A 22931-nucleotide genomic window follows, 5' to 3' on the forward strand; every position below is an offset into this window, starting at 1 on the left:
CACGCGGCGGTAAGCGGTGTCCCGGTTCTGGGACCCACCGCGTGATCGGGGCAAGCGTGTCGGAGGCGAGTGACAGAATGGATGTGATGCCCGACACGAAGCGCACTTCGCGCAGCCGCAGCCGAGGCGCACGCCGCGCCGATCCCTCCGAAAGTCCCAGGAGGAGCCCCGCCTCCTCCGCTCCCCGCCGTCCCGCCGCGCCCGGCACACCGCCGGGTCGCGCCGAGGGCCCGCCCGGCCGGCCGGGCGCCGCCCCCGCGGCCGCCGTCGTCCCCGCGGCGGCCGTCGCCCCCGCGGGCTCCGAGCTCTCCACGTTCGCGTCCGTGCGCCGGCTCTACCCATACGTCCGGCCCGCGTTGCCGCGCATGGTCGGCGGCCTCTTCTCGGCGCTCGGCGCGAGCCTCGCCGCGCTGGCGATCCCCCGCGTGCTGCAGGCCCTCGTCGAGGGCCCCCTCGCGGAGGGCGCCGCCGCCCACGACCTCGGCGCCCTCGTGGTGCCGGTGCTCCTCGTGCTCGTGCTGGGGATCGCGGAGGCCGGGTTCGTCCTGCTGCGCCGCAACCTCGTGATGTACCCCGGCACGCGGGTCGAGGCAGAGCTGCGGATGGCGCTGTTCCGCCACCTGCAGGACCTGCCCGTCGCGTTCCACGACCGGTGGCCCGGCGGGCAGCTGCTGAGCCGGATCATGGGCGACCTCGGCCTGCTGCGCCGCTGGCTGGTCTTCGGCGTCCTGCAGCTCGTCGTCAGCATCGTGACGATCGTGGTCGGCGTGGGCATCCTGCTGGCCACCGCCGGCTGGCTCGGCCTCGTGTACCTCGCGGGCGCGATCCCGGTGACGGTCATCGCGTTCCGCTTCTCGCGGCGGTACCGCGTCATCGCACGCCTGTCGCAGGACCAGTCGGGCGACCTCGCCACCACGGTCGAGGAGTCCGTGCACGGCATCCGCGTGCTCAAGGCGTTCGGCCGCGGGCGCGACGCCCTCGACTCGTTCACCGACCAGGCGGAGGAGCTGCGTCGCACGGAGATCCGCAAGGCGGGGAACCAGGCCACCGTCACCACGTCGCTGCAGCTCATCCCCGAGGTCACGCTGGCCGTCTGCCTCGTGCTCGGCACGGTGCTCGCCGCCCAGGGGCAGATCACCGTCGGCGGCCTCGTCGCCTTCTTCCTGACGACGGCCGTGATCAACGGCCCCGTGGTCGACCTCGGGATGACCCTGTCGATGACGCTCAACGCGCGCACCGCCGTCGACCGCTTCTTCGAGGTGATGGAGACCCCGAACCCGCTGGCCGACCCGGCCGACCCCGCCGAGCCCGGCCCGGCGCGAGGCCACGTCGAGCTCCGCGACGTCACGTTCCGCTACGAGGACGCGGCGCGCCCGGTCCTCGCGCACGTCGACCTCGAGCTCCCCGTCGGCACGACGACGGCGCTCGTCGGCCTCACCGGCTCGGGCAAGTCCACCCTCGCGATGGTGGTGCCGCGCATCTTCGACGTCACCGGCGGCGAGGTGCTGCTCGACGGCGTGGACGTGCGGCGCCTGCGACGGCACGACGTGCGCCGCGCCGTCGCGGTCGCGTTCGAGGACCCCACGCTGTTCTCCGCGTCGGTGCGGGACAACGTGCTGCTCGGCGTCCCGGAGGCCGGCCCCGACGCCGTGCCGGAGGAGGAGCGCGAGCGGCGCCTGCACGAGGCGCTCGAGGTGGCGCAGGCGGGCTTCGTCGCCGACCTGCCGCAGGGCGTCGAGACCCGCATCGGGGAGGAAGGGCTGTCCCTGTCCGGCGGGCAGCGGCAGCGGCTGGCGCTCGCCCGGGCCATCGCGGCACACCCCGCCGTGCTCGTGCTCGACGACCCGCTGTCCGCGCTCGACGTCGCCACCGAAGAGGCCGTCACCACGCGCCTGCGCGACGTCCTCGACGGCACGACCAGCCTCGTCATCGCGCACCGGCCGTCCACCGTGGCGCTCGCGGACCGGGTCGCCGTGCTGCAGGACGGCCGGATCACGGCCGTGGGCACCCACCGCGACCTGCTCGCCACCGACGCCCACTACCGGCACGTCATCTCCAGCCTGGAGCAGGACTGGGAGGAGTGCGCCGAGCACCCAGGCCGGGAAGAGCCCGACCGCGCCCAGGCCGAGCAGCAACACCCCGAGCAGGCCCGGACCGGGCACGACGAGAAGGAGGTCCAGCGGTGAGCCGCCCCAGCACGCCGGAATCGCCCCGGCCCGCGACGTCCGGGCCGGACGAGCGCCGTCGCCCCACCGACGCCAGCGCGGACGATGCCACCCGGCTCGACGCCGAGGCGTCCCGCGACGTCAGGTCCCGGTCGCTGCGCCTGCTGGGCGCGCTGCTGAGGCCGCGCCGCGGGGCCCTCGCCGTCGCGGGCCTCCTGGTCGTGGTGTCGACGCTCGGCCAGGTGGCGGGCCCGTGGCTCGTGTCCCTCGCCATCGACTCCGCGGTGCCCGACCTCATGGACGGCGACGTGGGCACCCTCGTGCTGGTCGGCTCCGTCTACCTGGTCGCCGCCGTCGTCGGCGGCCTGTGCGCCGGGGCCTACGTCCGCCAGGCCGCGCGCATCGCCCAGGGGGTGCTGCTCGACCTGCGCCGTCGGGTCTTCCGGCACACGCAGCTGCTGAGCCTGGAGTTCCACGAGTCGTACACGTCCGGCCGCATCATCAGCCGCCAGACGTCCGACCTCGAGGCGCTGCGCGAGCTGCTCGACGGCGGGCTCACCGGCGTCGTCTCCTCGCTCATGCTCATGGTCTTCACCGGGCTGAGCCTGTTCCTGCTCGACTGGCGCTCGGGCCTCGTGCTCGCGGTGGCCCTCGTGCCGGCCTGGCTGCTCACCCGGTGGTTCCAGAAGCGCTCGCAGGTGTTCTACCGCGAGCAGCGCACCACGTCCGCGCGGCTCATCGTGAAGTTCGTCGAGACGATGACGGGGATGCGCGCCGTGCAGGCGTTCCGCCGGGAGTCGACCACGGAGGCGGAGTACGGCCGGCTCAGCGAGCAGTACCGCGACGCCAACCTCAACACCATGGGGCTCAACGGCCGCTACCAGCCGGGCCTCGTGCTCATCGGGAACGTCGCGGTCGCGATCGCGCTCGCGATCGGCGGCTGGCGGGTCTACTCCGGGGGGCTGGACGTCGGCGTGCTGGTGGCGGCCCTGCTGTACGTGAAGCGGTTCTTCCAGCCGATCCAGCAGCTCGGGAACTTCTACAACTCCTTCCAGTCCGCCACGGCGGCGCTGGAGAAGGTCTCGGGCCTGCTGGCCGAGGAGCCGACGGTCGTCGAGCCGCGCCGCCCCGTGGCGCTGCCGCACGCGCGCGGCGCCCTGCGGCTGGACCACGTCACGTTCCGCTACGGCGACGGCCCGGTCGTGCTGCCCGACCTCGACCTCACGCTCCCGGCGGGGCAGACGGTCGCGCTGGTCGGCACGACGGGCGCGGGCAAGTCCACGCTCGCCAAGCTCGTGACCCGGTTCTACGACGCGAGCGAGGGCCGCGTGCTGCTCGACGGCGTCGACGTGCGCGACCTGTCGACGACGGACCTGCGGCGCGCCGTGGTCATGGTCACCCAGGAGGCCTACCTGTTCAGCGGGTCCGTGCGCGAGAACATCGCGCTCGGGCGGCCCGGCGCCCCCCAGGCGGACATCGAGGCCGCCGCACGGGCGGTCGGGGCGCACGAGTTCATCATGGACATGCCCGACGGGTACGACACCGACGTCAACAAGCGCGGCGGCCGCGTCTCGGCGGGGCAGCGGCAGCTGCTCTCCTTCGCGCGGGCGTTCCTCGCCGACCCGGCGGTGCTGGTGCTCGACGAGGCGACGTCGTCCCTCGACATCCCGGGCGAGCGGCTCGTGCAGCACGGCCTGCAGACCCTGCTGGCCGACCGGACGGCGATCATCATCGCGCACCGGCTGTCGACCGTCGCGATCGCCGACCGCGTGCTCGTCATGGAGCACGGCCGGGTGATCGAGGACGGCACGCCCGACGAGCTGGCGGCGGGGGACGGGCACTATGCGGCCCTCAACGCGGCGTGGCAGGACTCGCTGGTGTAGTCCTGCGACGTGGTTGCTGTCCGTGGCTGGGGGACGGGTTGCGGCCGTGAGGGACGCCCGTTCGGCCGAGGTAGTACGGATTCCCGCGAGGTAGTACTCATCGCGGCGAGGTAGTCCAGCCTGCGGCGAGGTAGTACGGAGGCTTCAGCGGGCGTGACTCGGCGACCACCCGTCGTCGCCGGAGAGGTAGGTCTCACGCGTGTGCGCGGCGGCCTGCGCGGCGGTGAGCTGCGGGCGCCCGGGGCCGGTGAGGGCGCCCGGGCCCGTGTTGGCGTGCTCGGCGTTGCTGCCCGGGACCCAGTCGAAGCCGGACATGGTGGTCCACACGTCGTCGCGCCGCAGGTGCACGCCCAGCCAGGAGTCGCGGACGACGACGCGGGGGTCGGTGTCGGGGTTGCTGCTCGGGTGCCACGGGCGGCCGAGGTAGTACGTGCCGGCGCCGGCGTTGGTGAGGAACCGGGTCCCGGTGACGAGGAAGCCGTGGGCGAACCCCGAGGAGGTGCTCGGTGCGAACACGTACCCCGACGGCGTGCTGTCGCGGCGCAGCGCCTTGATGGTGGAGTCCTCGATGACGGCGGTCGCGCGCCCGAACACGAAGTCGACGTCGCCCTCGATCCAGCTGTTCGTGACGTAGACGCGGGCGGGCACGTCGGCGCTGGGCGTGTCCAGGTAGAGGGTGTCCTGGTTGCCGAGGAAGCGGCAGTGGTCGAACGCGACGCGGTCGGCACGGGTCTTGACGGCGACCGCCTGGTGGCCGGGCAGGTCCGGGTGGGCGGCCTCGTCGAACGCGTTCTCGAAGGTGACGTGCCGGGCCTCGAAGCCGGCACCGGACACCGTGACCGACGCGCTGCCGGTCGTGCCCCAGGTCCCGCCGCCGGGCTTCGGGGTCCCGGCGGCCCGGTCGTCGGTGAAGACGACGTCCTCGGGGTCGCCCGTCGACCCGACGACCGTCAGGTTCACCTTGTCCGACCCGACGTCGACACGGCCGTGGTACCGGCCGGGTCGCACGAGGATCTCGACCCGCTCGGCCGACCCGGCCGGCGCGAGGTCCACGGCCTGCTGGAGCGTGGTCGCGTCGCCCGTGCCGTCAGCGGCCACGACGATCCGCGTCGCCGCGGCCGGGCGCGGGCCGCGGCCGCCCGCGGACGCGGGCGTGGCCGAGGCGAGCACGGCGCCCAGGGCCAGCGCCCCGGGCAGGGCCAGCACCGACCGGCGTCGGACGGTGCGGGGCGCGGACGTGGGGTCCGAGGCGGGACGGTCGGCAGGGGACGGGTGGGAGCTCTCGTGCGGTGCGGGCAACGTCGCCTCCGGGGCTCGGGCGGGTCGCCGTCGACCCGCGGTGCGAGGGGTACGCCGGGGACCGAGCGCTGAGAAACCGGTTCCCCGTCGCTCGGCATCGTGTCACGACCGCCGCAGCCGGGACAAGAGGGCGAGGTCCACCGGGTCGACGAGCACCTCGAGCTCACGCCGCACCCACCAGTCGCCGGAGCGTCGCCGCTCCTCCGGCGTCGTGTAGCGGTAGCGGAACAGCCGCATCCGCACCCAGCGCGGTTTGGCGCCGTCGAACGGGTCGTGGCGCAGCAGGCGGAGCGTCGCCCGGTCCGCCTCGAGCAGCCGCCGGCACAGCGTCGGGAGCCATGGTGCGGGCGCACCGAGCGGCACGAACCACAGCACCCAGTCCAGGCGCAGGTGGTACGGGGCGACCTGGGGCGGGCGCCGGCCCACGTCCCCGGGCTTGCCGCGGAACCCGTACTCCCGCCAGTCGTCGGGCCCGGGCTCGTCGGCGAGCGTGCCCTCGACGATCACCTCGTCGCGGCGCCGCGTCACGCTCCCGAACGCCCCGTACGCGTTCACCAGCCGCAGCGGCTCGAAGCTCGCGTTCATCCTCTGGTGCGACGAGGCGAGGTTGACGGCGGGGCGCACCGACAGCGCCGCGAGGAGCGCGACGACGACCGTGACGGCGACCAGGTAGCCGGTCGGTCCCGGGGCTACCGCGGTCCCCGGGCCGGCGGCCGGGTCCGGGGCGAGGCCGCCGAGGAGCGCGCGCCACGCGTCGTCGGACACCATGGCCGCGCCGAGCACGATCGCCGCCCAGTTCAGCCACGCGAAGTTGCCGGTGAGCACCAGCCAGCCCTGGGTCACGACGACGACGCCGCCCGCGACGCTCGGCAACGGCTGCGGCAGCCAGAGCAGCCACGGCACGAGCAGCTGGGTGACGTGGTTGCCGACCACCTCCGTGCGGTGCCACCAGCGCGGCAGGTGGTGCGCGTGCCAGCTGAACGGGCCGGGCATCGGCTGCGACTCGTGGTGGTGGTCCATGGCGGTGAGGTCGCGCCACGCGGGGTCGCCGCGCCACTTGATGAGGCCCGCGCCCAGCTCCAGCCGGAACAGCAGCCAGCGGGCGGCGAGCGCGAGCAGGATCGGCACGGGCACGGCGGGGGAGCCGAACCAGGCGGCCAGGAACGCCAGCTCGCACAGCAGCGTCTCCCACCCGAACGCGTAGAAGCGCTGGCCGACCGAGACGAGCGAGAGGCAGCCCGCCCACAGCGCGAGCAGGACGACGGTCGTGACCCACCACGGCCCGGCCTGCGGCAGCCCTACGACCACGGCGGCGCCCCCTGCGGCCCCGAGCACCCCCACCACGACCAGCAGGCGGTCGGAGTAGTGCAGGTGGAACAGCGACGGCGCGTCGCGGAACCGCACCCGCGCCGTGAACCGCCGCACCGGCAGCAGCCCGCGGTCCCCGAGCAGGGGGCGGAACTGGCCCAGGGCCTGGAGGAAGGCCAGGCACAGCAGCGCGCCGACGCCGCGCTGCAGCACCTCGCGGGCGACGTCGTAGTCGGCGGTGGCCCACCAGCCACCGAGCTGTTCCAGCTGCCGTCCCAGCTGCTCAGGCACGCCTCCACGCTAGTCGCGGGCGGCGTCACCCGCCTCCACCAGCCGCTGCACGAGGGCGTGCGCCGCCGGGGTCGGCGCGCCGACGGTGAGCGCGAGCACCTCGCGGGTGGCGCCGGGCAGGGGCTGCGCCACGACGTCCGGGTTCCGGTGCGCCCGCAACGCGAGCGACGGCAGCAGGCTCACCCCCGCGCCGGACGCGACGAGCGCCTGCACGGCCACGTAGTCGTCGGTCTCGAACGCGATGCGAGGGGCGAACCCGGCGGTGGCGCAGCGCGCGACCAGGTCGGCGCGGCACCGCTCGCACCCCGCGATCCAGGCGGCGTCGCGCAGGTCGGCCAGCGGCGGCGGGACGTCGCCGGAGCGGCTCGACGCGTCCGGTCCGTCGGGGGTCGCGTCGGTGGTCCGCCGGACGAGGGCGATGGGCTCGGAGTGCACGACGGTCACCTCGAACCGCGACAGGTCCGCGCCGGGCCGGGCGTTCGGGGCGTCGGTGTGCCGGAAGACGAGGGCGACGTCGACGTCGCCGGCCTGGAGCGCGGCGATCGCCTCCGGGGGCTCGGCCTCGACCAGGCCGACCCCCAGCCCGGGGTGCGCGGCCCGCAGCCCGGCGACGGCGGCGGGCACCAGGGTCGCGAGCGCGGAGGGGAACGCGGCGAGCCGGGCGCGGCCGGCGCGGAGGCCGACCAGGGCGTCGAGCTCGCGCCGTGCGCCCTCCACGCGGCCGAGGATCTCCTCCGCGCGTGCGGCGAGGAGGCGGCCTGCCTCGGTGAGGCGGACGCCGCGGCCCGCGCGCTGCAGCAGGGCGATCCCCGCCTCCGCCTCGAGCCGCGCCAGGTGGTGGCTCACCGACGGCTGGGCGTAGTGCAGCTCGCGCGCCGCCGCGGTCACGGACCCGGTGCGCGCGACGGCGGCCAGGACGCGCAGGCGCGTGAGGTCGAGGTGGGGCGGGGGAGCGGGTTCGACGGACACGGCGCCAGCCTACGACCAATCATCGGCCGTATCGATGACGGACAGTCAGAACAGGCATTGGACCTATCGATCGACACGGGGCGATCCTGCTGTGATGACGACGACTCCGCAGCCTGCCCACGCGGTGCCCGCGCCGCCGACGATGCGCGACGTGCTGGCCGCCGCCCGGCGGATCGAGGGGCTCGTCGTCCGCACGCCCGCCCTGGCCCACCCGGAGCTCGACCGCGCCGCCGCGTCGGCCGGCGCCGCCGGAGCGAGCCTCGTCGTCAAGCACGAGAACCTGCAGCACACGGGCGCGTTCAAGGTGCGCGGGGCGCTGAACCTCCTGCTCGGGTTCGACGACGACGAGCGCCGGCGCGGCATCGTCGCCTACTCCACGGGGAACCACGCCCAGGCGCTGGCCCATGCCGCCCGCCGCACCGGCACGGCCTGCACGATCGTCATGCCCGACCGCCCGAACCCCCTGAAGGAGCGGGCCGTGCGCGACCTCGGCGCCGACGTCGTGCTGCACGGGGCGACCTTCGACGACGCCCGGGCCCACGCCGGCGAGGTGGCCGCCGCCACCGGGGCACGTCTCGTGGGCGCGGCGAACGAGCCGGTCCTCGTCGCCGGCGTGGCCACCGCGACGCTCGAGCTCCTGGAGCAGGCGCCGGACCTCGAGGTGCTCGTCGTCCCCGTCGGCGGGGGCTCCGGCGCCGCAGCTGCCTGTCTCGTCGCGAGCGCGCTCGCCCCGGGGCTGCGGGTGGTCGCCGTGCAGGCCGCGGCGTCGCCGGCCGCCCACGACTCCTGGCGCGCGGGCGAGCTGCGCACCGCCGCCAACGCCACCCGCGCGGAGGGGCTCGCCGTCGGGTGCGGGTTCGCCCTCACCCAGGCCGTGCTCCGCGAGAGGCTGGCGGACTTCCTGCTCGTGGACGACGACGCCATCGCCGCCGCGCAGCGCCACTACCTCACCGGCGCGCGGACCGTTGCCGAGGGCGCCGGCGCCGCGGCCCTCGCCGCCGTCCTCAGCCACCCCGCCGCGTTCGCCGGGCGACGCGTCGGCGTCGTCTGCTCCGGGGGCAACGCCAGCGAGACCGAGCTCCGCCGCGCCCTGGCGGCCTGACCCGACCGCCGCGCGGCGACCGCTCACCGGGTGGGGTGGCACGGCCCGGGGATACGCTGCCCGGCATGGCCCGCTACTTCGACGTCCACCCCGTCGACCCGCAGCCCCGGGCGATCGGCCAGGTCGTCGCGCTGCTGAACGACGGGGGCCTCATCGCCTACCCGACCGACTCCGGGTACGCCCTCGGCTGCCGCGTCGGCCAGCACGACGGCACGGAGCGGATCCGCCAGATCCGGCACCTGGACGCCGGTCACCACTTCACCCTCGTGTGCGCGGACTTCGCCCAGCTCGGCCAGCTCGTGCGCCTCGACAACAGCGCCTTCCGCGCCATCAAGGCGGCCACCCCGGGGCCCTACACCTTCATCCTGCCGGCCACGCCGGAGGTCCCGCGGCGACTCGCGCACCCCAAGAAGAAGACCATCGGCGTGCGCATCCCCGACTCCCGGGTGGTGCAGGCGCTGCTGCGCGAGCTGGGTGAGCCGCTGCTGTCGTCGACCCTCATCCTGCCGGGGGCCGAGCAGCCCCTCACCGACGGCTGGCAGGTCAAGGAGGAGCTCGACCACGTGGTCGACGCGGTCGTCGACGCGGGCGAGGTCCTGGCCGAGCCCACGACCGTCGTCGACTGGTCCGAGGGATACTCCGACGTCGTCCGCGTCGGGGCCGGCGACCCGTCCCGTTTCGAGTAAGGGTCCGAGCACCGACCCCGGGCAGGCGTCCCGGGCGGCCGGACGCTCCCCGCAGGCCTCCCCGGGCGCGGTTAGGGTGCTGCCCATGAGCGACCGCGGACTTGCCCTGGCCCGATCCAAGATGCAGGCGGAGGGCGTCGCCCCCGCCGCGATCGAGACCTTCACCCGCTTCTACCACCTGCTGGAGTCGGGGGAGACCGGGCTCGTGCGCGAGGCCGACGTCGACCCCCTGACCGACCTGCCGCGGCACGCCGACCTCGCGGTCCCTGACGCCGACGCCCAGGCCGCCCTCGCGCGGACCGCGATCATCAAGCTCAACGGCGGGCTCGGCACGTCCATGGGCATGGACAAGGCGAAGTCGCTGCTCACGGTGCGTGACGACGCACGGGGCGAGGAGGGCGGAGTGCTCACCTTCCTCGACGTCATCGTCCGCCAGGTGCGCGCCGCCCGGGAGGCGACGGGCGCCCGCCTGCCGCTCGTGCTGATGAACTCGTTCCGCACCCGCGACGACACCCTCGCCGCGCTCGCGCCCTACGACGACATCGCCGTCGACGGCCTCCCGCTGGACTTCCTCCAGAACCGCGAGCCCAAACTGCGCGCCGACACCCTCGAGCCCGTCGAGTGGCCCGCCGACCCCACCCTGGAGTGGTGCCCGCCCGGGCACGGCGACCTCTACCCGGCCCTGCACGCGTCCGGCGTCGTGCGCGCGCTCCTGGACGCGGGCTTCCGCTACGCCAACGTCTCCAACTCCGACAACCTCGGCGCCGCCCCCGACGGCGCGATCGCCGCCTGGTTCGCGGCGTCCGGGGCTCCGTACGCCGCCGAGATGTGCCTCAAGTCGCCCGCCGACGTCAAGGGCGGCCAGCTCGTCGTGCGCAAGAGCGACGGCCGCATCGTGCAGCGCGAGACGGCGCAGACGCACCCCGACGACGTCGACATCTCGCTCGACCCGACGGTGCACCGCTACTTCCACACGAACAACCTGTGGTTCGACCTCGAGGCGCTCGCGGCCGAGCTCGACCGCACCGGCGGGGTGCTCGAGCTCCCGCTGATCCGGAACGAGAAGACCGTGGACCCGACGGACGCGTCGTCGCCCGCCGTCGTCCAGATCGAGTCCGCGATGGGCGCGGCCGTGGCCGTCTTCGAGGGGGCGACGGCGATCGAGGTGGGGCGCGAGCGGTTCCTGCCGGTGAAGACGACGAGCGACCTGCTGCTCATGCGCTCGGACGTCTACGAGCTCACCGACGACTACCGGCTTGTCGCCCAGGTCGACGCGCCGCTGGTGAAGCTCTCGACGACCTACAAGCAGATCGCAGGCTTCGACGCGCGGTTCGCCCAGGGCGCGCCGTCGCTGCGGGCGGCGTCGTCGCTCACGGTCGAGGGGGACTGGACCTTCGGCGCCCGCGTGCGCGCCGAGGGCGACGCGGTGCTCGCCGACGCCGGTGAGGCCGCCACCGTGCCCGACGGCGCGACCGTCACCGCGGACGGCGTCCAGCCCTGACCGCCGAGATAGAGAACCCGGACCCGCGAGATAGAGAACCCGAGACGCCACCACCTGCGGTGCCGTCCCGGCCTCTCTATCTCGCGGGTCCGGGTTCTCTATCTCGGCAGGTCGACGACGCGGTCGGCGCCGGGGACGGGTGTGAGCGTGCCGGCGGACGCCGCGGCCAGGTCGTCGCGCAGGTGGGGGAGCTGGGCCGGCGGCACGAGCAGCGCCAGTCGGGCGACGGCGGCGTACGTCGGCTCCTCGAGGACGGCGTCGTGGGACTGCGCCCAGTCGCGCAGCAGGTGGTCGACGCGGCCGGCGTCGGCGTGCGGCACGTCGACGGTGACCTCCGTGAGCACCTCGCGCCGGCGTAGCAGCCCGTCGGCCGCGGCGACGTCCAGGGCCTCGGCGACGGCGCCGGAGTAGGCGCGCACCAGGCCGCCGGCGCCGAGCAGGACGCCGCCGAAGTACCGCGTCACGACCGCCACGACGTCAGTGAGCTCGCGGCGGCGCAGCACCTCCAGCATGGGCACGCCCGCGGTGCCGGAGGGCTCGCCGTCGTCCGAGGAGCGCTGCTGGTCGGCGTGCGTGCCGACGACCAGCGCCAGGCAGTGGTGGCGGGCGTCCCAGTGCTCCTTGCGGAGGCGGGCGACGACGGCGTCCGCCGCCTCGACCGACGGCGCAGGGGCCAGGTGCGCGAGGAAGCGCGACTTCTTCACCACGAGCTCGTGGTCGACGGGGGCGGCGAGCGTGCCGGGGAGCCCGCCCCGGGGCCCACCCTGCGGCGTCGTGGGGGCGGGGCTGGCGGTTCGGCTCACCGCACGAGGCTACGACGCCCGCCGACACGCCGAGCGCCCCTCCGAAGAAAAAGTGTGCCAAGCGCCAGGATGGGCCCATGACCCAGAGCACGGGGGAGCCCCCCGCCCCAGAGGCTGACGGCGCCGACGCCACGCCGGTCGCCAGGTACCCACGGCCGACGGTCACGCTGGACGAGGCGGAGTGGGTGTGGCGCGAGCTGTCCGTGGAGGCGCTGCGCCCGGGCGGGAAGCCGGAGGTCGTGCGCCTGGCCGTGATCGCCGGGCTGACGCGGGCGACCGGGGCGCGCTACGGCGACCTGTTGCGCGTGCGGGCGGAGGACCTCGACCTGGGTCCGGAGCCGGACGCCGCCGCGCGTCGCGGGCGGGTCGGGGGTACGCGGGACCCGGGGGAGGGGAGGGTGCTGCTGCGGCACGGCAAGCACCGGACCCTCCGGGAGCACCGCCTGCCGCCGGAGGTGGTGCTGCTGCTGCGGCACTGGATGGTGGTGCGTGAGGAGCTGGCCGCCGAGCTCGAGGGCTCCGTGCCGCGCGCACTGCTGCTCACGGTGCACCACACGCACGACCACGGCACGACGGTCTCCAGCGGGCTGCCGATCACGCGGCAGGGGCTGGTGCTGTCCTGGCGGCGCTTCGTCCATCGCACCAACGCGCGCTACGGGGCGGTGCGGGCGCCGCTGCCCACGCGGTTCGAGCAGGTGCGTCGGGCGTGGGTGGACGCGGGCGTGCCGGACCTCGGTCGGGACCTGGCGCCGGCCTCGGACCCTCCGGAATCCACGGACTCTTCTGAAAAATAGTGTGCCAGGCGTCTCGAAACAGGAGATGCGGCCGCGAAGACCTCACGGGGCAGGGGCGAGCGGGCCGGCCCCGCGGCGTACGAGGCCGGCCCGTGGGCGCGAGGACGCGGGCCGTGCGTCAGGCGGTGGCGATGCCCAGCAGCGGCGTACCGGGGGAGTGCGACGGCAGCTCCTGGAAGCCGTACCGGTCGTAGAACGCGCGGGCGCGGGTGTTGCTCGGGTCCATGCCGAGGTGCACGCCGGGCACCCCGCGCGCGGCGAGCGCCGCGCGCAGCGTGTCCATGAGCGCGCGACCGAGCCCGCGACCCTGGTTCTCGGGCAGCAGGTCGATGTGCAGGTGCACGGGGTACCGGTCGAGCTCGCCGGCGGTGATGCCGCGCACCATGCGGCCGGGGTCCTTCCCGGCGTCGAGCAGGGCGGCCTCCGAGAACCCGGGCTGGCGCCCGGACGGCGAGGCGCCGGCCCCCGGGTGGCGCTCGGCGAACCCGGGGCCCCAGGCCCGCTCCCACCACGCCACGAAGTCGCGGGTGTCGGCGACGCCGATGACGTACCCGGTGAGGCGGCCGTCGTCGACGCGCAGGACGTCGTCCGCGGGGTCTGCGGGGGCGGCGTCGCGCGCCGGCTCCTCGTCGGGGCGCACGACGACGAACGCGAGCTCGGGCGCGTACTCCAGGTACGGGAGCGCGAACACCTCGGGCATGAGGAGGTCGTCGGAGTAGAGGCCGCGGGCGTCGGAGCCGGCGGCGGCGGTGCGGACGCAGATCTCGGCGACGGCGGCCCGGTCGGTGTCGCGGTAGAGGCGGATCACGGGGGTCATCATGCCGCAGGGGTGTCGTCCACCGGAGCGGACGACACCCCTGCGGGGACGGGCACGCGGCGGGTGCTGCGCCTACTTCTTCTTCCGCGCGGTCGTGGTCTTGGCGGACGACGTCCTGGCCGCTGCCGTCTTCGCCGGCGCCTTCGATGCGGTCTTCGGCGCCGTCTTCGGTGCGGCCTTCGCGCCCGCGCTGCGGGTCGAGGTCGCCCGGGCGCCGGCTGCCGCCTTCTGCGCGGCGCCCTTCTCCGTGGTGGCACCCGCGGTCGAGAGTTCGCCGCCGGCGCTCTCCAGGTGGGCGCGGACGAACCAGTGGAACAGCTCGAGCTCGTGCAGATGACCGATGAGGAGGTCGTTCGTCACGTCGTCGAGCGACTCGGTGTCCTTCGCCGCCTTCCGGTGCGCGGTGATCACGCCCTCGTAGACCTCGTCGAGCGCGCCGAGGTGCTCGATCGCGGACGCACGGCGGAGCGAGTAGTCGTCCCAGGTGCGGGCGGCGACGAGCGCGCCGGGGGTGCCGACGGGCGAGGTGCCGAGCGTCGCGATGCGCTCAGCGATGGCGTCGGTCATGGCGCGCACGGCGTCGACCTGCGGGTCGAGCATCTCGTGCACCGCGATGAAGTGCGGACCCACCACGTTCCAGTGCACGTGCTTGAGGGTCAGGTGGAGGTCGGTCAGGGAGTTCAGCCGCTCCTGCAGGATGGCGGCCACCTTCGCGCCCTGCTGCGGCGTGAGCGAGGGCACCGTGTAGCGCGGGGTGTTGCGGTCAGCCATCGGGAGGTCTCCGTCCTCGTCGGGGTCGGCGCGGCCGGGAGGTCAGCGCGCCTCGTCATCGTCACGCCGGACGGCGATCCACGCGAGCGCGGCGAGAGCCACGACCCCGAGGGCCACGAGCCAGGACACCTGGCGCCCCGCCAGCGCCCACGCCGCGCCCCCGACGGCGAGCGCGGCCGCGACGACGACGCCGTCGCGCGCCAGGCCGTGCCGCAGCGCCGCGAGCTCCACGCGGTCCGTCGCGGTCACGTGCGACGCCCACCACCCGAGGCGCGTCACGACGTACCCGAGCGGGGCGAGCCACAGCACGGCCGGGTCGAACGGCGCGGCGCCGGAGCCGAGCAGCTCGAGGGCCGCCGTCACGAGGGCGACGTGCGCGGGGGCCGGTCCCGGGCGGACCGCGGCCCAGACGGTGACGACGCCTGCGAGAAGGACGACCACCTCGGCGATCAGGTCCGTCCGCGCGCCCGCCGCGACCACGAGGGCGGCCACGGCGACGACGAAGGCGACCCGGAGCACCACGCCGGGCAGCCGGCGTCCCAGCTCGACGCCGACCACGGGCAGCGGGCGCCCCGTCTCGTACCGCGACCGCCACCAGGCCCGGACCCGGGCGGGCAGGGAGCGTCTCATCGCGCCCCCACCGCGCCCCGCCGGTGGCGCTCGTCGGCGCGGACCAGGGCCTCGAAGCGGAGGGCGGCGTCCTGGCGGGCGTCGCCTGCCCAGCGCACGATCGGCACGCCCTCGGCCGCCATGCGGCGCAGCCGGTCGTCCCGCTCGGCCCGGGTGACCCGCCACGCGAGCCGCATGTGCTCCTCGTGCGCCCCCCGGACGTCGGGCAGCGTGTCGACCAGGACGACGGGGTGCCCGACGGCGCGCCACGCCCGCACGAGCGCGAGCGGCTCGTCGTCGAGCGCGGTGCTGAACAGGTACACGACGGCATCCGCGGGGACCTGCGGCGCGCGCAGCCGCCGGGCGGGGGACCCGACCGGGCTGCTCAGTGCGAGCGCGTGCAGGACGCGGCGCAGCTGTCGGCGGCCCGCGGCGGGCAGGAGCGGGCGACGGCGCCGGCCGAGGTCGTCCACCCCGACGCGGTCGCCGGCGGCGACGAGCGCGCCGGCCACGGACGCGGCGGCGTGCCGGGCGAGGTCGAGGGACGTCGGCTCGTCGACGCGCTGCGGGCCGGTGCCGCGCCAGGTGCGCAGGTCGGGGCCGACGTCGTCGCGCGAGTCGACGACGAGCACCGCGGTCGCCTCGGCCGTGGCGTAGGTGCGCCGGACGTACAGGGTGGACAGGTCGGGCGAGCGCCGCGCGCTGGTGTGCCAGTCGATGCGACGCAGCCGGTCGCCGGGCGCGAAGGGGTGCACGTCGCGCAGCTCGTCGCCGTCGCCGAGCCGCCGGGAGGTGTGCGGACCGGTGAGCCCTCGCAGGCGGCGGGGCACGGGCACGCGACCGAGCGGCATCGCCGTGGGGAGCACGAGCCGGTCGGGCGCGGTGACGGAGACGGGGTCCTCGGTCCTCGCTCCGCCGGCGCCGTAGCCGCGTGCGTCGACGTGGAAGGTGCGCTGCGGGCCGGTGCGCACGGTGCTCAGGGTGAGGGACAGGTCCCGCGGGCCGGCGGCGACCACGACCCCGGCCGTGCGGTGCCCGGGCGCGGAGACCCGCGCGTGCACCAGCTCCGTCCCGGGTGCCGGGTCGAGGCGCAGGACGGCGGTGAGCTCCCCGGGCGCGGCGGCGGCCGAGGTCGGGACGATCACGGCACCGGTGCCCCGTCGCGGTGCGCCCGAGCGCCATGACCCGGGTCGGCCGGCCCACAGCGCGCCGAGGAGCGGGGCCACGCCGAGCAGGGCGACGTCGGCCCGGCCCGCCAGCAGTCCCAGGCCGAGCACGAGCACCCCGGTGCCGAGCCCGGCGGCGGCCTGAGGGCTGCGTCGCCAGACGGCCGCGGCCGCCCTCGTGGTGGTGGGCCCGCTCATGCGCTCGTCACCCCCGCCGGCCCACCGTGGCGGGCCCGGGCACGGAGCCGAGGAGCTCGGAGACGACGTCCTGGGCGCGGACCGCCGACGCCCACGCGGTCGGCGTGAGGGTGAGGCGGTGCGCGAGCACCGGGACCGCGACCCGCTTGACGTCCTCGGGCAGCACGAAGTCGCGGCCGTCGAGGACGGCGACCGCGCGGGCCAGGAGCAGGAGGTTCTGCGAGCCGCGGGGCGAGGCGCCCACCTCGAGCGCCCCGTGGGTGCGCGTGGCGGTGGCGATGTCGACGCAGTAGCCCGCGACGTCGGGGTCCACCTCGGTCGTCTCGACGCCGGCCTGCATGGCGAGGACGGTCGCGGCGTCGACGACGGGTCGCACGGGGGCCGCCTCCTCGCGCCGCGCGACGCGGCGCAGCAGCACGTCCCGCTCCTGGGCCCGGTCCGGGTAGCCGACCTCGAGCCGGACCATGAACCGGTCGAGCTGCGCCTCCGGGAGCGGGTAGGTGCCCTCGTACTCCACGGGGTTGGAGGTGGCCATGACGTGGAACGGGCGCGGCAGGGGCCGGCTGGCGCCGTCGACCGACACCTGCCGCTCCGCCATCGCCTCGAGCAGCGCGGACTGCGTCTTCGGCGGCGTGCGGTTGACCTCGTCCGCGAGGAAGAGCCCGGTGAACACCGGGCCGGGGCGGAAGACGAACTCGCGGCTCGCGGGGTCGAACACCGACGAGCCCGTGATGTCGCTGGGCAGTAGGTCAGGGGTGCACTGGAGCCGCGCGAAGTCGAGGCCGAGGGCGGTGGCCAGCGAGCGTGCGGCGAGCGTCTTGCCGAGCCCGGGCACGTCCTCGAAGAGCACGTGCCCGCCCGCGAGCACGGTGGCCAGGGCGAGCTCGAGGGTGCCGCGCATGCCGACGACGGCCGTCCCGACCTCGTCCAGGACGCGCCGGCCCTGGGCCGCGACCTCGGCGACGGGGAGGGGGTGCACCGGAGTCCTCGGCGTGGGGGCGTCGGGCGGGTCGACGGTCATCTCGGGGGCCTTCCTGCGGGACGGTCGGGGGACGGGGAGGGTGACGGAGCGGTGGCGGGAGCGGTGGTCGCCGGCACCGTGTCGATCGCGTCGAGCCAGCGGTGCACGTCGACCCTGCTCACCGCGCGGCGGGCGACCAGCCCGTCGACGACGTCGGTGCCGAGGAGCTGCGCGGCCGCCTCGGGGCCGCCGGGCGCGGCGAGGTCGACGCCACGCTCGGCGAGCCGTGCCGCCGCGAGGTCCCGGACCCGGCGCAGCACGCGGTCGCCGACGGCGCCGCTGCGGGTGAACGTGGCCCAGCCCAGCTCGCTGACGTCGTTCCGCGCGCCCTCGCGGCGGTCCTGGATGACGTCCGGCCACGGGGCCTCGTCGCCGTCGTCGAGGCGTCGCCACAGCGCGACGGCCGTCGCGGCCACGACGACGAGCAGCGCGGCGTGCAGCGGGTCGAGCACGCCAGAGAGGATGAGCGCCGCGCAGGCCGCGAGCGCCGGGAGGCCGACGACGAGGAGGGCGCGCAGCGGCGTGGGACGCGGCGGTCGGGTGGGGGTCATGCGTGCGGGGCGGGGTCGAGGGCGCGAGCGATGCGGGAGAGGGCGGTGCGGGCGGCGTGGACGTCGTCGGGGTGCACGGGCCGGTCGGTGAACCGGGCGTGCTGGTAGAGGCGGCGGAGGGTGTCCACGTCGGGGGCGGGGACGGCGCGGCCGTCCTGGCGGCGGGTGGTGAGGAGCCGTGCGGTGAACTCGGTGGCGGTCTGCGCGGGGTCGCGCCGGGTGCCGTGGCGGGCGGCGGCGTCCTCCAGGGCGACCCAGGCGGCGACGACGGCGTCGTGCGGGGTGGCGGCGTCGTCGATGCGGGCGAGGGCGGTCGCGACGGCGTCCTGGAGCTCGGGCAGGGAGAGGTCGGCCATGGTGGCGGTGGTGGCGTGGCCGGGTGCGAGGCCGTCGGCGTCGTCGTCCTCGGGGGTGGCGAGGGCGCGGACGACGCGGCGGGCGAGGAGCCACAGGAGGACGGCGACGAGGAGGGCGCCGGCGACGGAGAGGGCGACGACGATCCAGGTGATGACGTCGTAGGAGGGCGGGGGTTGGTCGCCGGGGACGATCTCGCCGGGCATCTGGGGCTGGACGGGGTCGGAGGCCGCGGGCTGAGGGAGGGCGACGTCGGGGAGCCGGAAGCGCCAGGGGGTGGCGGTGGCGGCGCCGAGCACGACGAGGAGGGCGAGCGCGGCCCCGGCGAGGGGTGCGAGGGCGCGGCGTGCCGCGTGCCGGGTCCGCGTCGGTGGGGCCATGCGCCGACGCTATCGGGTGGCGGGGTCCTCGTGGGTGAGGTGCTCGTGGGTGAGGTGCTCGTGGGTGAGGTGCTCGTGGGTGAGGTGCTCGGCGTGCATGCCGGCGACGGCGGCGGCGACGAAGGCGGCGGGGTCGCCGTCGAGGGAGCGGCCCATGGTGGACAGGCGGGCGGGGGAGCCGCGCAGGGCGTCGAGGAGGGCGGTGTCGGCGGGGACGTCGACGAGGCGGTGCCGGGGGGCGAGGGTGCCGGCCTGGTCGCGGACCTGGCGGGTGAGCTCGGTGCCCCACGGGGCCAGGGACTCGAGGTCGCCGGTGGGGTCGGGGACGGGGACGTCGGCGGCCGCGAGCGCCACGCGCCCGTAGGCGGTGAGGCTGTGGTGGGAGACGCCGCGGTGGCGGTCGCGGGGGTCGGCGCCGGAGACGCGCAGGGAGGCGACGGGGCGGCCGCCGAGGGTGGCGGCGGCGTTGACGGCCTCTCCGGCGGCGACGCCCGAGAAGCCCCACCGGGTGCCGGTGCCGAGGTTGCCGGGGCCTTGGGCGAGGACGACGAGGTCGGCGCCCGTGACGTGGCGGGCGGCGAGGAGGCCGGTGTGCACGGTGACGGCCTCGAGGTCGCCGCCGAAGGCCTGCCCGACGGTGACGGTGGTGTGGAGCCAGCCGGCGTCGCGGAGGGTGGCGACGGTGCGGGAGAACGCGGCGGGCAGGGCGCCGCCGTCGGTCATCACGTAGGCGACGCGGGGGTGGGGCCGGCCGGCGAGGTCGGCGGCGTGGCGGGCGCCGGCGACGACGGCGGGCAGGGCGGAGTGCAGGTCGGCGACGACGACGGGGAGGCCTGCGAGGTCGTCGGCGTCGCGGAGGGTGTCGTGGTGGGCGGACTCCTGCTCGTCGACGCCGAGGACCATGGCCTGCAGGGGGGTGTAGCGCGCCTTGACGAGGTGGCCGGGGCCGGCGTGGGGGTCGGCGGGCAGGGCGGTGGCGTCCCCGGCGGGGCCGACGACGAGGGCGTACCCGCCGGTGCCGAGGCCGCGGGCGAGCGCGGAGACGTTGAGGAGCAGGCGGTCGCCGACGTCCGGGTCTCCGACGAGGGTCGTGTAGGCGAGGCCGCGGACCTCCCAGGGCGCGGTGGTGAGGTCGCGCGAGGGCAGGGGGGTGTCGAGGCGGAGGGTGACCTCGCGGGCACCGGTCCAGCCGGCGCCGCGGGCCGTGACGGTGCCGGTGCGCCAGGTGACGTGCCCGGTGGGCGCGTCGTCCCGGGCGTCGCGGGGCGTGCGGGGCTGGGGCTGGTTCGGCGCTGTCGTCACCCACGAGAGGCTACCGGCGACTAGGTTGGTGCCGATGCCTGCGAACCCCGTGGAACCGGCCTCCGGCCCGCCCGTCGCCGCGCCGTCCGACCCTGCGCCGTCGTCGCGGGGCACCCCGCCGGCCGAGCGTCTGCTGAACCTCGTCATCGCGCTGGTGAACACGAGCGCGTCGATGACCAAGCAGCAGGTGCGCGCGGGGGTGGCGGGGTACGGCGACGCGCCGTCGACGGAGGCGTTCGAGCGGATGTTCGAGCGCGACAAGGACACGCTGCGGGCGCTCGGCATCCCGATCGTCACGGTGGACGCGGGCGGGCACAGCGACGAGGTCGGGTACCGGATCGACAACGACGCGTACGCGCTGGGCGCGGTGGACCTGACGCCGGCGGAGCTGGGCGTGGTGGCGCTGGCGGCGCAGCTGTGGTCGGACAAGACGCTGCGCACGGACATGTCGCGCGCGATGACGAAGCTGCGGGCGGCGGGCGCGGGAGAGGTCGCGGGGGACGCGGTGGCCGGGCTGGCGCCGCGGGTGCGGGCGGCGGGCGACGCGTACGTGCCGCTGCTGGAGGCGGTCTCGGAGCGGCGGGACGTGTCGTTCCGGTACCGGGCCGCGAGCACGGGGCAGGAGCTGACGCGGCACGTGGAGCCGTGGCGGATCGCGGCGCGGGGCAGCGGCTGGTACCTGGTGGGCTTCGACCGGGCGCGCGGCGCGGCGCGGGTGTTCCGGCTGTCGCGGATCTCGGGCAAGGTGCGCGTGGGGTCGCAGGCGGGCGCGTTCGACGTGCCCGACGCGGTGGACGTGGACGCCATGCTCGGGGAGCGGGTCGGGGCGCTGCAGCGGGCGCGGCTGGCCGTGGTGCCGGAGCGGGCGCAGGCGCTGCGGGCGCGCGCGGTGCCCGCGACCGACGGCGGTGACGCTGCCGACCATGAGAACGGTGGCGACGGCGGGCGGCGGGGCGGCCGCCGCGACGGGCGGGACCTGCTGGAGGTCGAGTTCCGCAGCCTGTCGGCGTTCGCGGACGAGGTGGCGGGGTACGGGCCTGCGGTCGTGGTGCTGGAGCCGCCGCAGCTGCGCGCGGACGTGCTGCGCCGCCTGGAGGCGGCCGCGGGGCTCGACGCCGCGGGCGTCTCGGGCTCGGCCGGCGGGGTGACGGACACGGCGGGGGAGACGACGGATGGCTGAGCGGGCGGACGACCGGCTGGTGCGGCTGCTGGGGCTGGTGGCGTTCCTCGACGGTGCGGGGCCGGTGCGGGTGGAGGAGCTCGCGGACCGCTTCGGCGTGACGCCGCGCCAGGTGCGCGAGGACGTGGACGCGCTGTGGGTGTCCGGCACCCCCGGGTACATGCCGGACGACCTCATCGACTTCGACGCGTTCTCGCTGGAGGACGGCGTCGTGACCCTCACGCAGGCGCGCGGCATGACCCGCCCGCTGCGGCTCGGCACCCGGGAGGCCGTGGCGCTCGTCGCCGCGCTGCGCGCGATGCACGCCTCGCCCGCGGTGCAGGCGGACCGGCGGCGGGCCGCCGTCGTCGCCTCCGCCCTGGACAAGCTGACCGCCGCGACCGGCGAGGCCGCGGGGGCCGTCGACGTCCAGCTCGAGGGCGACGGGGACCCGCAGGTGGTCGCCGCCGTCACGACCGCGCTCGCCGAGGGCCGCCGCCTGCACCTGCGCTACGTCAACGCCGCCGACGTCACCACGAAGCGCGACGTCGACCCGCTGCGCCTGCTCACCCAGGACGGCGCCATGTACCTCGTGGGCTGGTGCCTGCGGGTGGACGGGCGCCGCACGTTCCGGGTGGACCGCATCCTCGACGCCCAGGTGCTGGAGGAGCCGGTCGCCGAGCGCGACGTCGCCGTCGCGGGCGACCTGGGCGCCGACGTGTGGGCGTCCGTCGCGCACCGGGGCGCCCCGGCCGCGACGCTGCGGCTCGCGTCCGCGGCCCGGTGGGTCGCGGAGGAGGTGCCCGCCGAGTCGGTCCGCGACCTGCCCGACGGCACGGTCGAGGTGCGGCTGCGGGTCACGAACCCCGCATGGCTGCGGCGGCTCCTGCTGGCCAACGCGCCCGACGTCGTCGCCGTCGACCCGCCCGACGTGGCGCACGACGTCGCGCAGTCCGCCCGGGCCGCGCTCGCCGCGTACGCCGCGACCACCGCGGACGGGCCCGGCGGCAGCGTGTCCGGCACCGACGAGACCAGCTCCGACGAGACCGTAGGCTGACCGGCATGTGGGGCTGGATCTGGGCGGGGCTCGTCGTCGCGACCCTCGTGGGCGCTTTCTTCCTCGGACGCCACCTGTGGCGCACCGGTGTGCGCGCCCTGCGCGAGGCGTCCCGCGCCGGGGAGGTGCTCGGGTCCGCCGCCGACCGCATCTCCGCCGCCGTCGCCGAGGCGGAGGCGCACCGCGTCGACACGTCGCCCACGCTCTTCGACGACCCGGTCGTGCTGCGCGAGCGCGTGGCCGAGCGCCGCCGCCTCACGGCCGAGCGGGCCGCGGCACGCCGCGAGCGCCGGGCCGCGACGTGGCGCCGGTGGCAGGACGAGAGCTGGCTCGCCGCCCGCACCGCCGACAAGGCCGCGCACGCCGACCTGAGGTCCCGCACCCGGGCGCGGAGGCGCTAGCCCCGGCCACGGGGGCTACGCTCGCCGGCGTCCCCGGCGGACATCGACCGGGCGGCCGGGACGGCCCGCGCGGCCCAGGCCGACTGGGCGGGGCGACCCGCCGAGGAGCGGGCCGCCGTGCTGCGGCGGGCGGCCGTGCTGGACGAGGCGGGCCTGCCGGCCGGGGTGCTCGGGGTCGGCGCCCCGGGCACCGGCGCCCGGTTCGGCGGCCACGACGCCGACGTGGAGGCCCTCACCGAGACGCAGTGGGTGATGGTGCAGCCCCGGGTGCAGGGCTCTCCGTTCTGACCGGATCCGCCGGTCGGAGCGCCGATCGGGCCGTGTCGTCACCCGAACGTCACCTC

The 22931-nt window shown here is 76.2% G+C and carries 21 protein-coding genes and 1 pseudogene; 10 read left to right on the top strand and 12 right to left on the bottom strand.

From position 1 onward, the window contains the following. Nucleotides 1-86 precede the first annotated feature (86 nt). Together ACQP6G_RS06705 and ACQP6G_RS06710 are read left to right on the top strand one after the other, a co-directional pair. Nucleotides 87-2186 (top strand): ABC transporter ATP-binding protein, encoded by a 2100-nt coding sequence (locus tag ACQP6G_RS06705; RefSeq protein WP_429763462.1) that lies wholly within the window; start codon nt 87-89, stop codon nt 2184-2186. Beyond that, entirely contained in the window at nt 2183-4048 is a 1866-nt protein-coding gene (locus tag ACQP6G_RS06710; protein WP_429763463.1) for an ABC transporter ATP-binding protein, read from the top strand. Before ACQP6G_RS06705 ends, ACQP6G_RS06710 begins: the two co-directional genes overlap by 4 nt. A gap of 144 nt (nt 4049-4192) precedes the next feature. Here the strand turns inward: ACQP6G_RS06710 and ACQP6G_RS06715 are convergent, their stop codons facing one another. The 3 genes from ACQP6G_RS06715 to ACQP6G_RS06725 all read right to left on the bottom strand — a co-directional run bounded on the left by ACQP6G_RS06715 (nt 4193) and on the right by ACQP6G_RS06725 (nt 7915). Continuing rightward, complete coding sequence (locus tag ACQP6G_RS06715; protein ID WP_429763464.1) at nt 4193-5254, bottom strand: pectinesterase family protein; 1062 nt, start codon at nt 5252-5254, stop codon at nt 4193-4195. Between the two features lie 195 nt (nt 5255-5449). Continuing rightward, complete coding sequence (locus ACQP6G_RS06720; protein WP_429763465.1) at nt 5450-6946, bottom strand: lipase maturation factor family protein; 1497 nt, start codon at nt 6944-6946, stop codon at nt 5450-5452. 9 nt (nt 6947-6955) lie between these two features. Further along, the gene (locus ACQP6G_RS06725; protein ID WP_429763466.1) at nt 6956-7915 is read right to left on the bottom strand and encodes a LysR family transcriptional regulator; all 960 of its coding nucleotides are present in this window, start codon (nt 7913-7915) and stop codon (nt 6956-6958) included. Nucleotides 7916-8009: 94 nt separating this feature from the next. On the opposite strand from ACQP6G_RS06725, the gene ACQP6G_RS06730 reads away from it, so the two are divergent. The 3 genes from ACQP6G_RS06730 to ACQP6G_RS06740 all read left to right on the top strand — a co-directional run bounded on the left by ACQP6G_RS06730 (nt 8010) and on the right by ACQP6G_RS06740 (nt 11204). After that, nucleotides 8010-9017: a threonine ammonia-lyase gene (locus ACQP6G_RS06730; protein WP_429763467.1), complete on the top strand. Its 1008-nt coding sequence runs from the start codon at nt 8010-8012 to the stop codon at nt 9015-9017. 65 nt (nt 9018-9082) lie between these two features. Then, nucleotides 9083-9703, top strand: coding sequence for an L-threonylcarbamoyladenylate synthase (locus ACQP6G_RS06735; RefSeq protein WP_429763468.1), 621 nt, complete (start codon nt 9083-9085; stop codon nt 9701-9703). An 85-nt stretch (nt 9704-9788) separates the two neighbouring features. Then, on the top strand, nt 9789-11204 hold the full coding sequence (locus ACQP6G_RS06740) for a UTP--glucose-1-phosphate uridylyltransferase (protein ID WP_429763469.1): 1416 nt from the start codon (nt 9789-9791) through the stop codon (nt 11202-11204). A 98-nt stretch (nt 11205-11302) separates the two neighbouring features. Here the strand turns inward: ACQP6G_RS06740 and ACQP6G_RS06745 are convergent, their stop codons facing one another. After that, nucleotides 11303-12007, bottom strand: coding sequence for an IMPACT family protein (locus ACQP6G_RS06745; protein WP_429763470.1), 705 nt, complete (start codon nt 12005-12007; stop codon nt 11303-11305). Nucleotides 12008-12084: 77 nt separating this feature from the next. Here ACQP6G_RS06745 and ACQP6G_RS06750 point away from each other — a divergent pair, with 77 nt between their 5' ends. After that, nucleotides 12085-12801 (top strand): tyrosine-type recombinase/integrase, encoded by a 717-nt coding sequence (locus tag ACQP6G_RS06750; protein ID WP_429763471.1) that lies wholly within the window; start codon nt 12085-12087, stop codon nt 12799-12801. Between the two features lie 118 nt (nt 12802-12919). Here ACQP6G_RS06750 and ACQP6G_RS06755 read toward each other — a convergent pair whose 3' ends face one another. The 8 genes and pseudogenes from ACQP6G_RS06755 to ACQP6G_RS06790 all read right to left on the bottom strand — a co-directional run bounded on the left by ACQP6G_RS06755 (nt 12920) and on the right by ACQP6G_RS06790 (nt 19970). Next, on the bottom strand, nt 12920-13618 hold the full coding sequence (locus ACQP6G_RS06755) for a GNAT family N-acetyltransferase (protein ID WP_429763791.1): 699 nt from the start codon (nt 13616-13618) through the stop codon (nt 12920-12922). 204 nt (nt 13619-13822) lie between these two features. Next, a pseudogene (locus tag ACQP6G_RS06760) lies at nt 13823-14389 on the bottom strand (Dps family protein); the annotation flags it as partial. A gap of 42 nt (nt 14390-14431) precedes the next feature. Beyond that, nucleotides 14432-15019 (bottom strand): hypothetical protein, encoded by a 588-nt coding sequence (locus tag ACQP6G_RS06765; protein WP_429763472.1) that lies wholly within the window; start codon nt 15017-15019, stop codon nt 14432-14434. Next, nucleotides 15016-16362 carry a DUF58 domain-containing protein gene (locus ACQP6G_RS06770; RefSeq protein ID WP_429763473.1) on the bottom strand — a complete coding sequence of 449 codons (1347 nt, stop codon included), beginning with the start codon at nt 16360-16362 and terminating at the stop codon, nt 15016-15018. Before ACQP6G_RS06770 ends, ACQP6G_RS06765 begins: the two co-directional genes overlap by 4 nt. A 7-nt stretch (nt 16363-16369) precedes the next feature. Next, on the bottom strand, nt 16370-17383 hold the full coding sequence (locus ACQP6G_RS06775; protein ID WP_429763474.1) for an AAA family ATPase: 1014 nt from the start codon (nt 17381-17383) through the stop codon (nt 16370-16372). Further along, nucleotides 17380-17934 (bottom strand): hypothetical protein, encoded by a 555-nt coding sequence (locus tag ACQP6G_RS06780; protein WP_429763476.1) that lies wholly within the window; start codon nt 17932-17934, stop codon nt 17380-17382. The genes ACQP6G_RS06775 and ACQP6G_RS06780 overlap by 4 nt, the downstream gene beginning before the upstream one ends. After that, nucleotides 17931-18668 carry a DUF4129 domain-containing protein gene (locus ACQP6G_RS06785; RefSeq protein ID WP_429763477.1) on the bottom strand — a complete coding sequence of 246 codons (738 nt, stop codon included), beginning with the start codon at nt 18666-18668 and terminating at the stop codon, nt 17931-17933. The genes ACQP6G_RS06780 and ACQP6G_RS06785 overlap by 4 nt, the downstream gene beginning before the upstream one ends. A gap of 9 nt (nt 18669-18677) precedes the next feature. Then, a complete protein-coding gene (locus tag ACQP6G_RS06790; protein ID WP_429763478.1) occupies nt 18678-19970 on the bottom strand; it encodes a DUF3866 family protein in 1293 nt (430 codons plus the stop codon). A 34-nt stretch (nt 19971-20004) separates the two neighbouring features. Here ACQP6G_RS06790 and ACQP6G_RS06795 point away from each other — a divergent pair, with 34 nt between their 5' ends. The 4 genes from ACQP6G_RS06795 to ACQP6G_RS06810 all read left to right on the top strand — a co-directional run bounded on the left by ACQP6G_RS06795 (nt 20005) and on the right by ACQP6G_RS06810 (nt 22875). Further along, nucleotides 20005-21150, top strand: a complete 1146-nt coding sequence (locus ACQP6G_RS06795) for a helix-turn-helix transcriptional regulator (RefSeq protein WP_429763479.1) — start codon at nt 20005-20007, stop codon at nt 21148-21150. Next, nucleotides 21143-22186 (top strand): helix-turn-helix transcriptional regulator, encoded by a 1044-nt coding sequence (locus ACQP6G_RS06800; protein WP_429763480.1) that lies wholly within the window; start codon nt 21143-21145, stop codon nt 22184-22186. Before ACQP6G_RS06795 ends, ACQP6G_RS06800 begins: the two co-directional genes overlap by 8 nt. Nucleotides 22187-22191: 5 nt before the next feature. Then, nucleotides 22192-22587, top strand: coding sequence for a hypothetical protein (locus ACQP6G_RS06805; RefSeq protein ID WP_429763481.1), 396 nt, complete (start codon nt 22192-22194; stop codon nt 22585-22587). Nucleotides 22588-22704: 117 nt separating this feature from the next. After that, a complete protein-coding gene (locus ACQP6G_RS06810; RefSeq protein WP_429763482.1) occupies nt 22705-22875 on the top strand; it encodes a hypothetical protein in 171 nt (56 codons plus the stop codon). The last annotated feature ends 56 nt before the right edge of the window (nt 22876-22931 follow it).

This window comes from Isoptericola nanjingensis, from assembly GCF_050311635.1.
In the GTDB taxonomy this organism is placed as follows: Bacteria; Actinomycetota; Actinomycetes; order Actinomycetales; family Cellulomonadaceae; genus Isoptericola; species Isoptericola nanjingensis.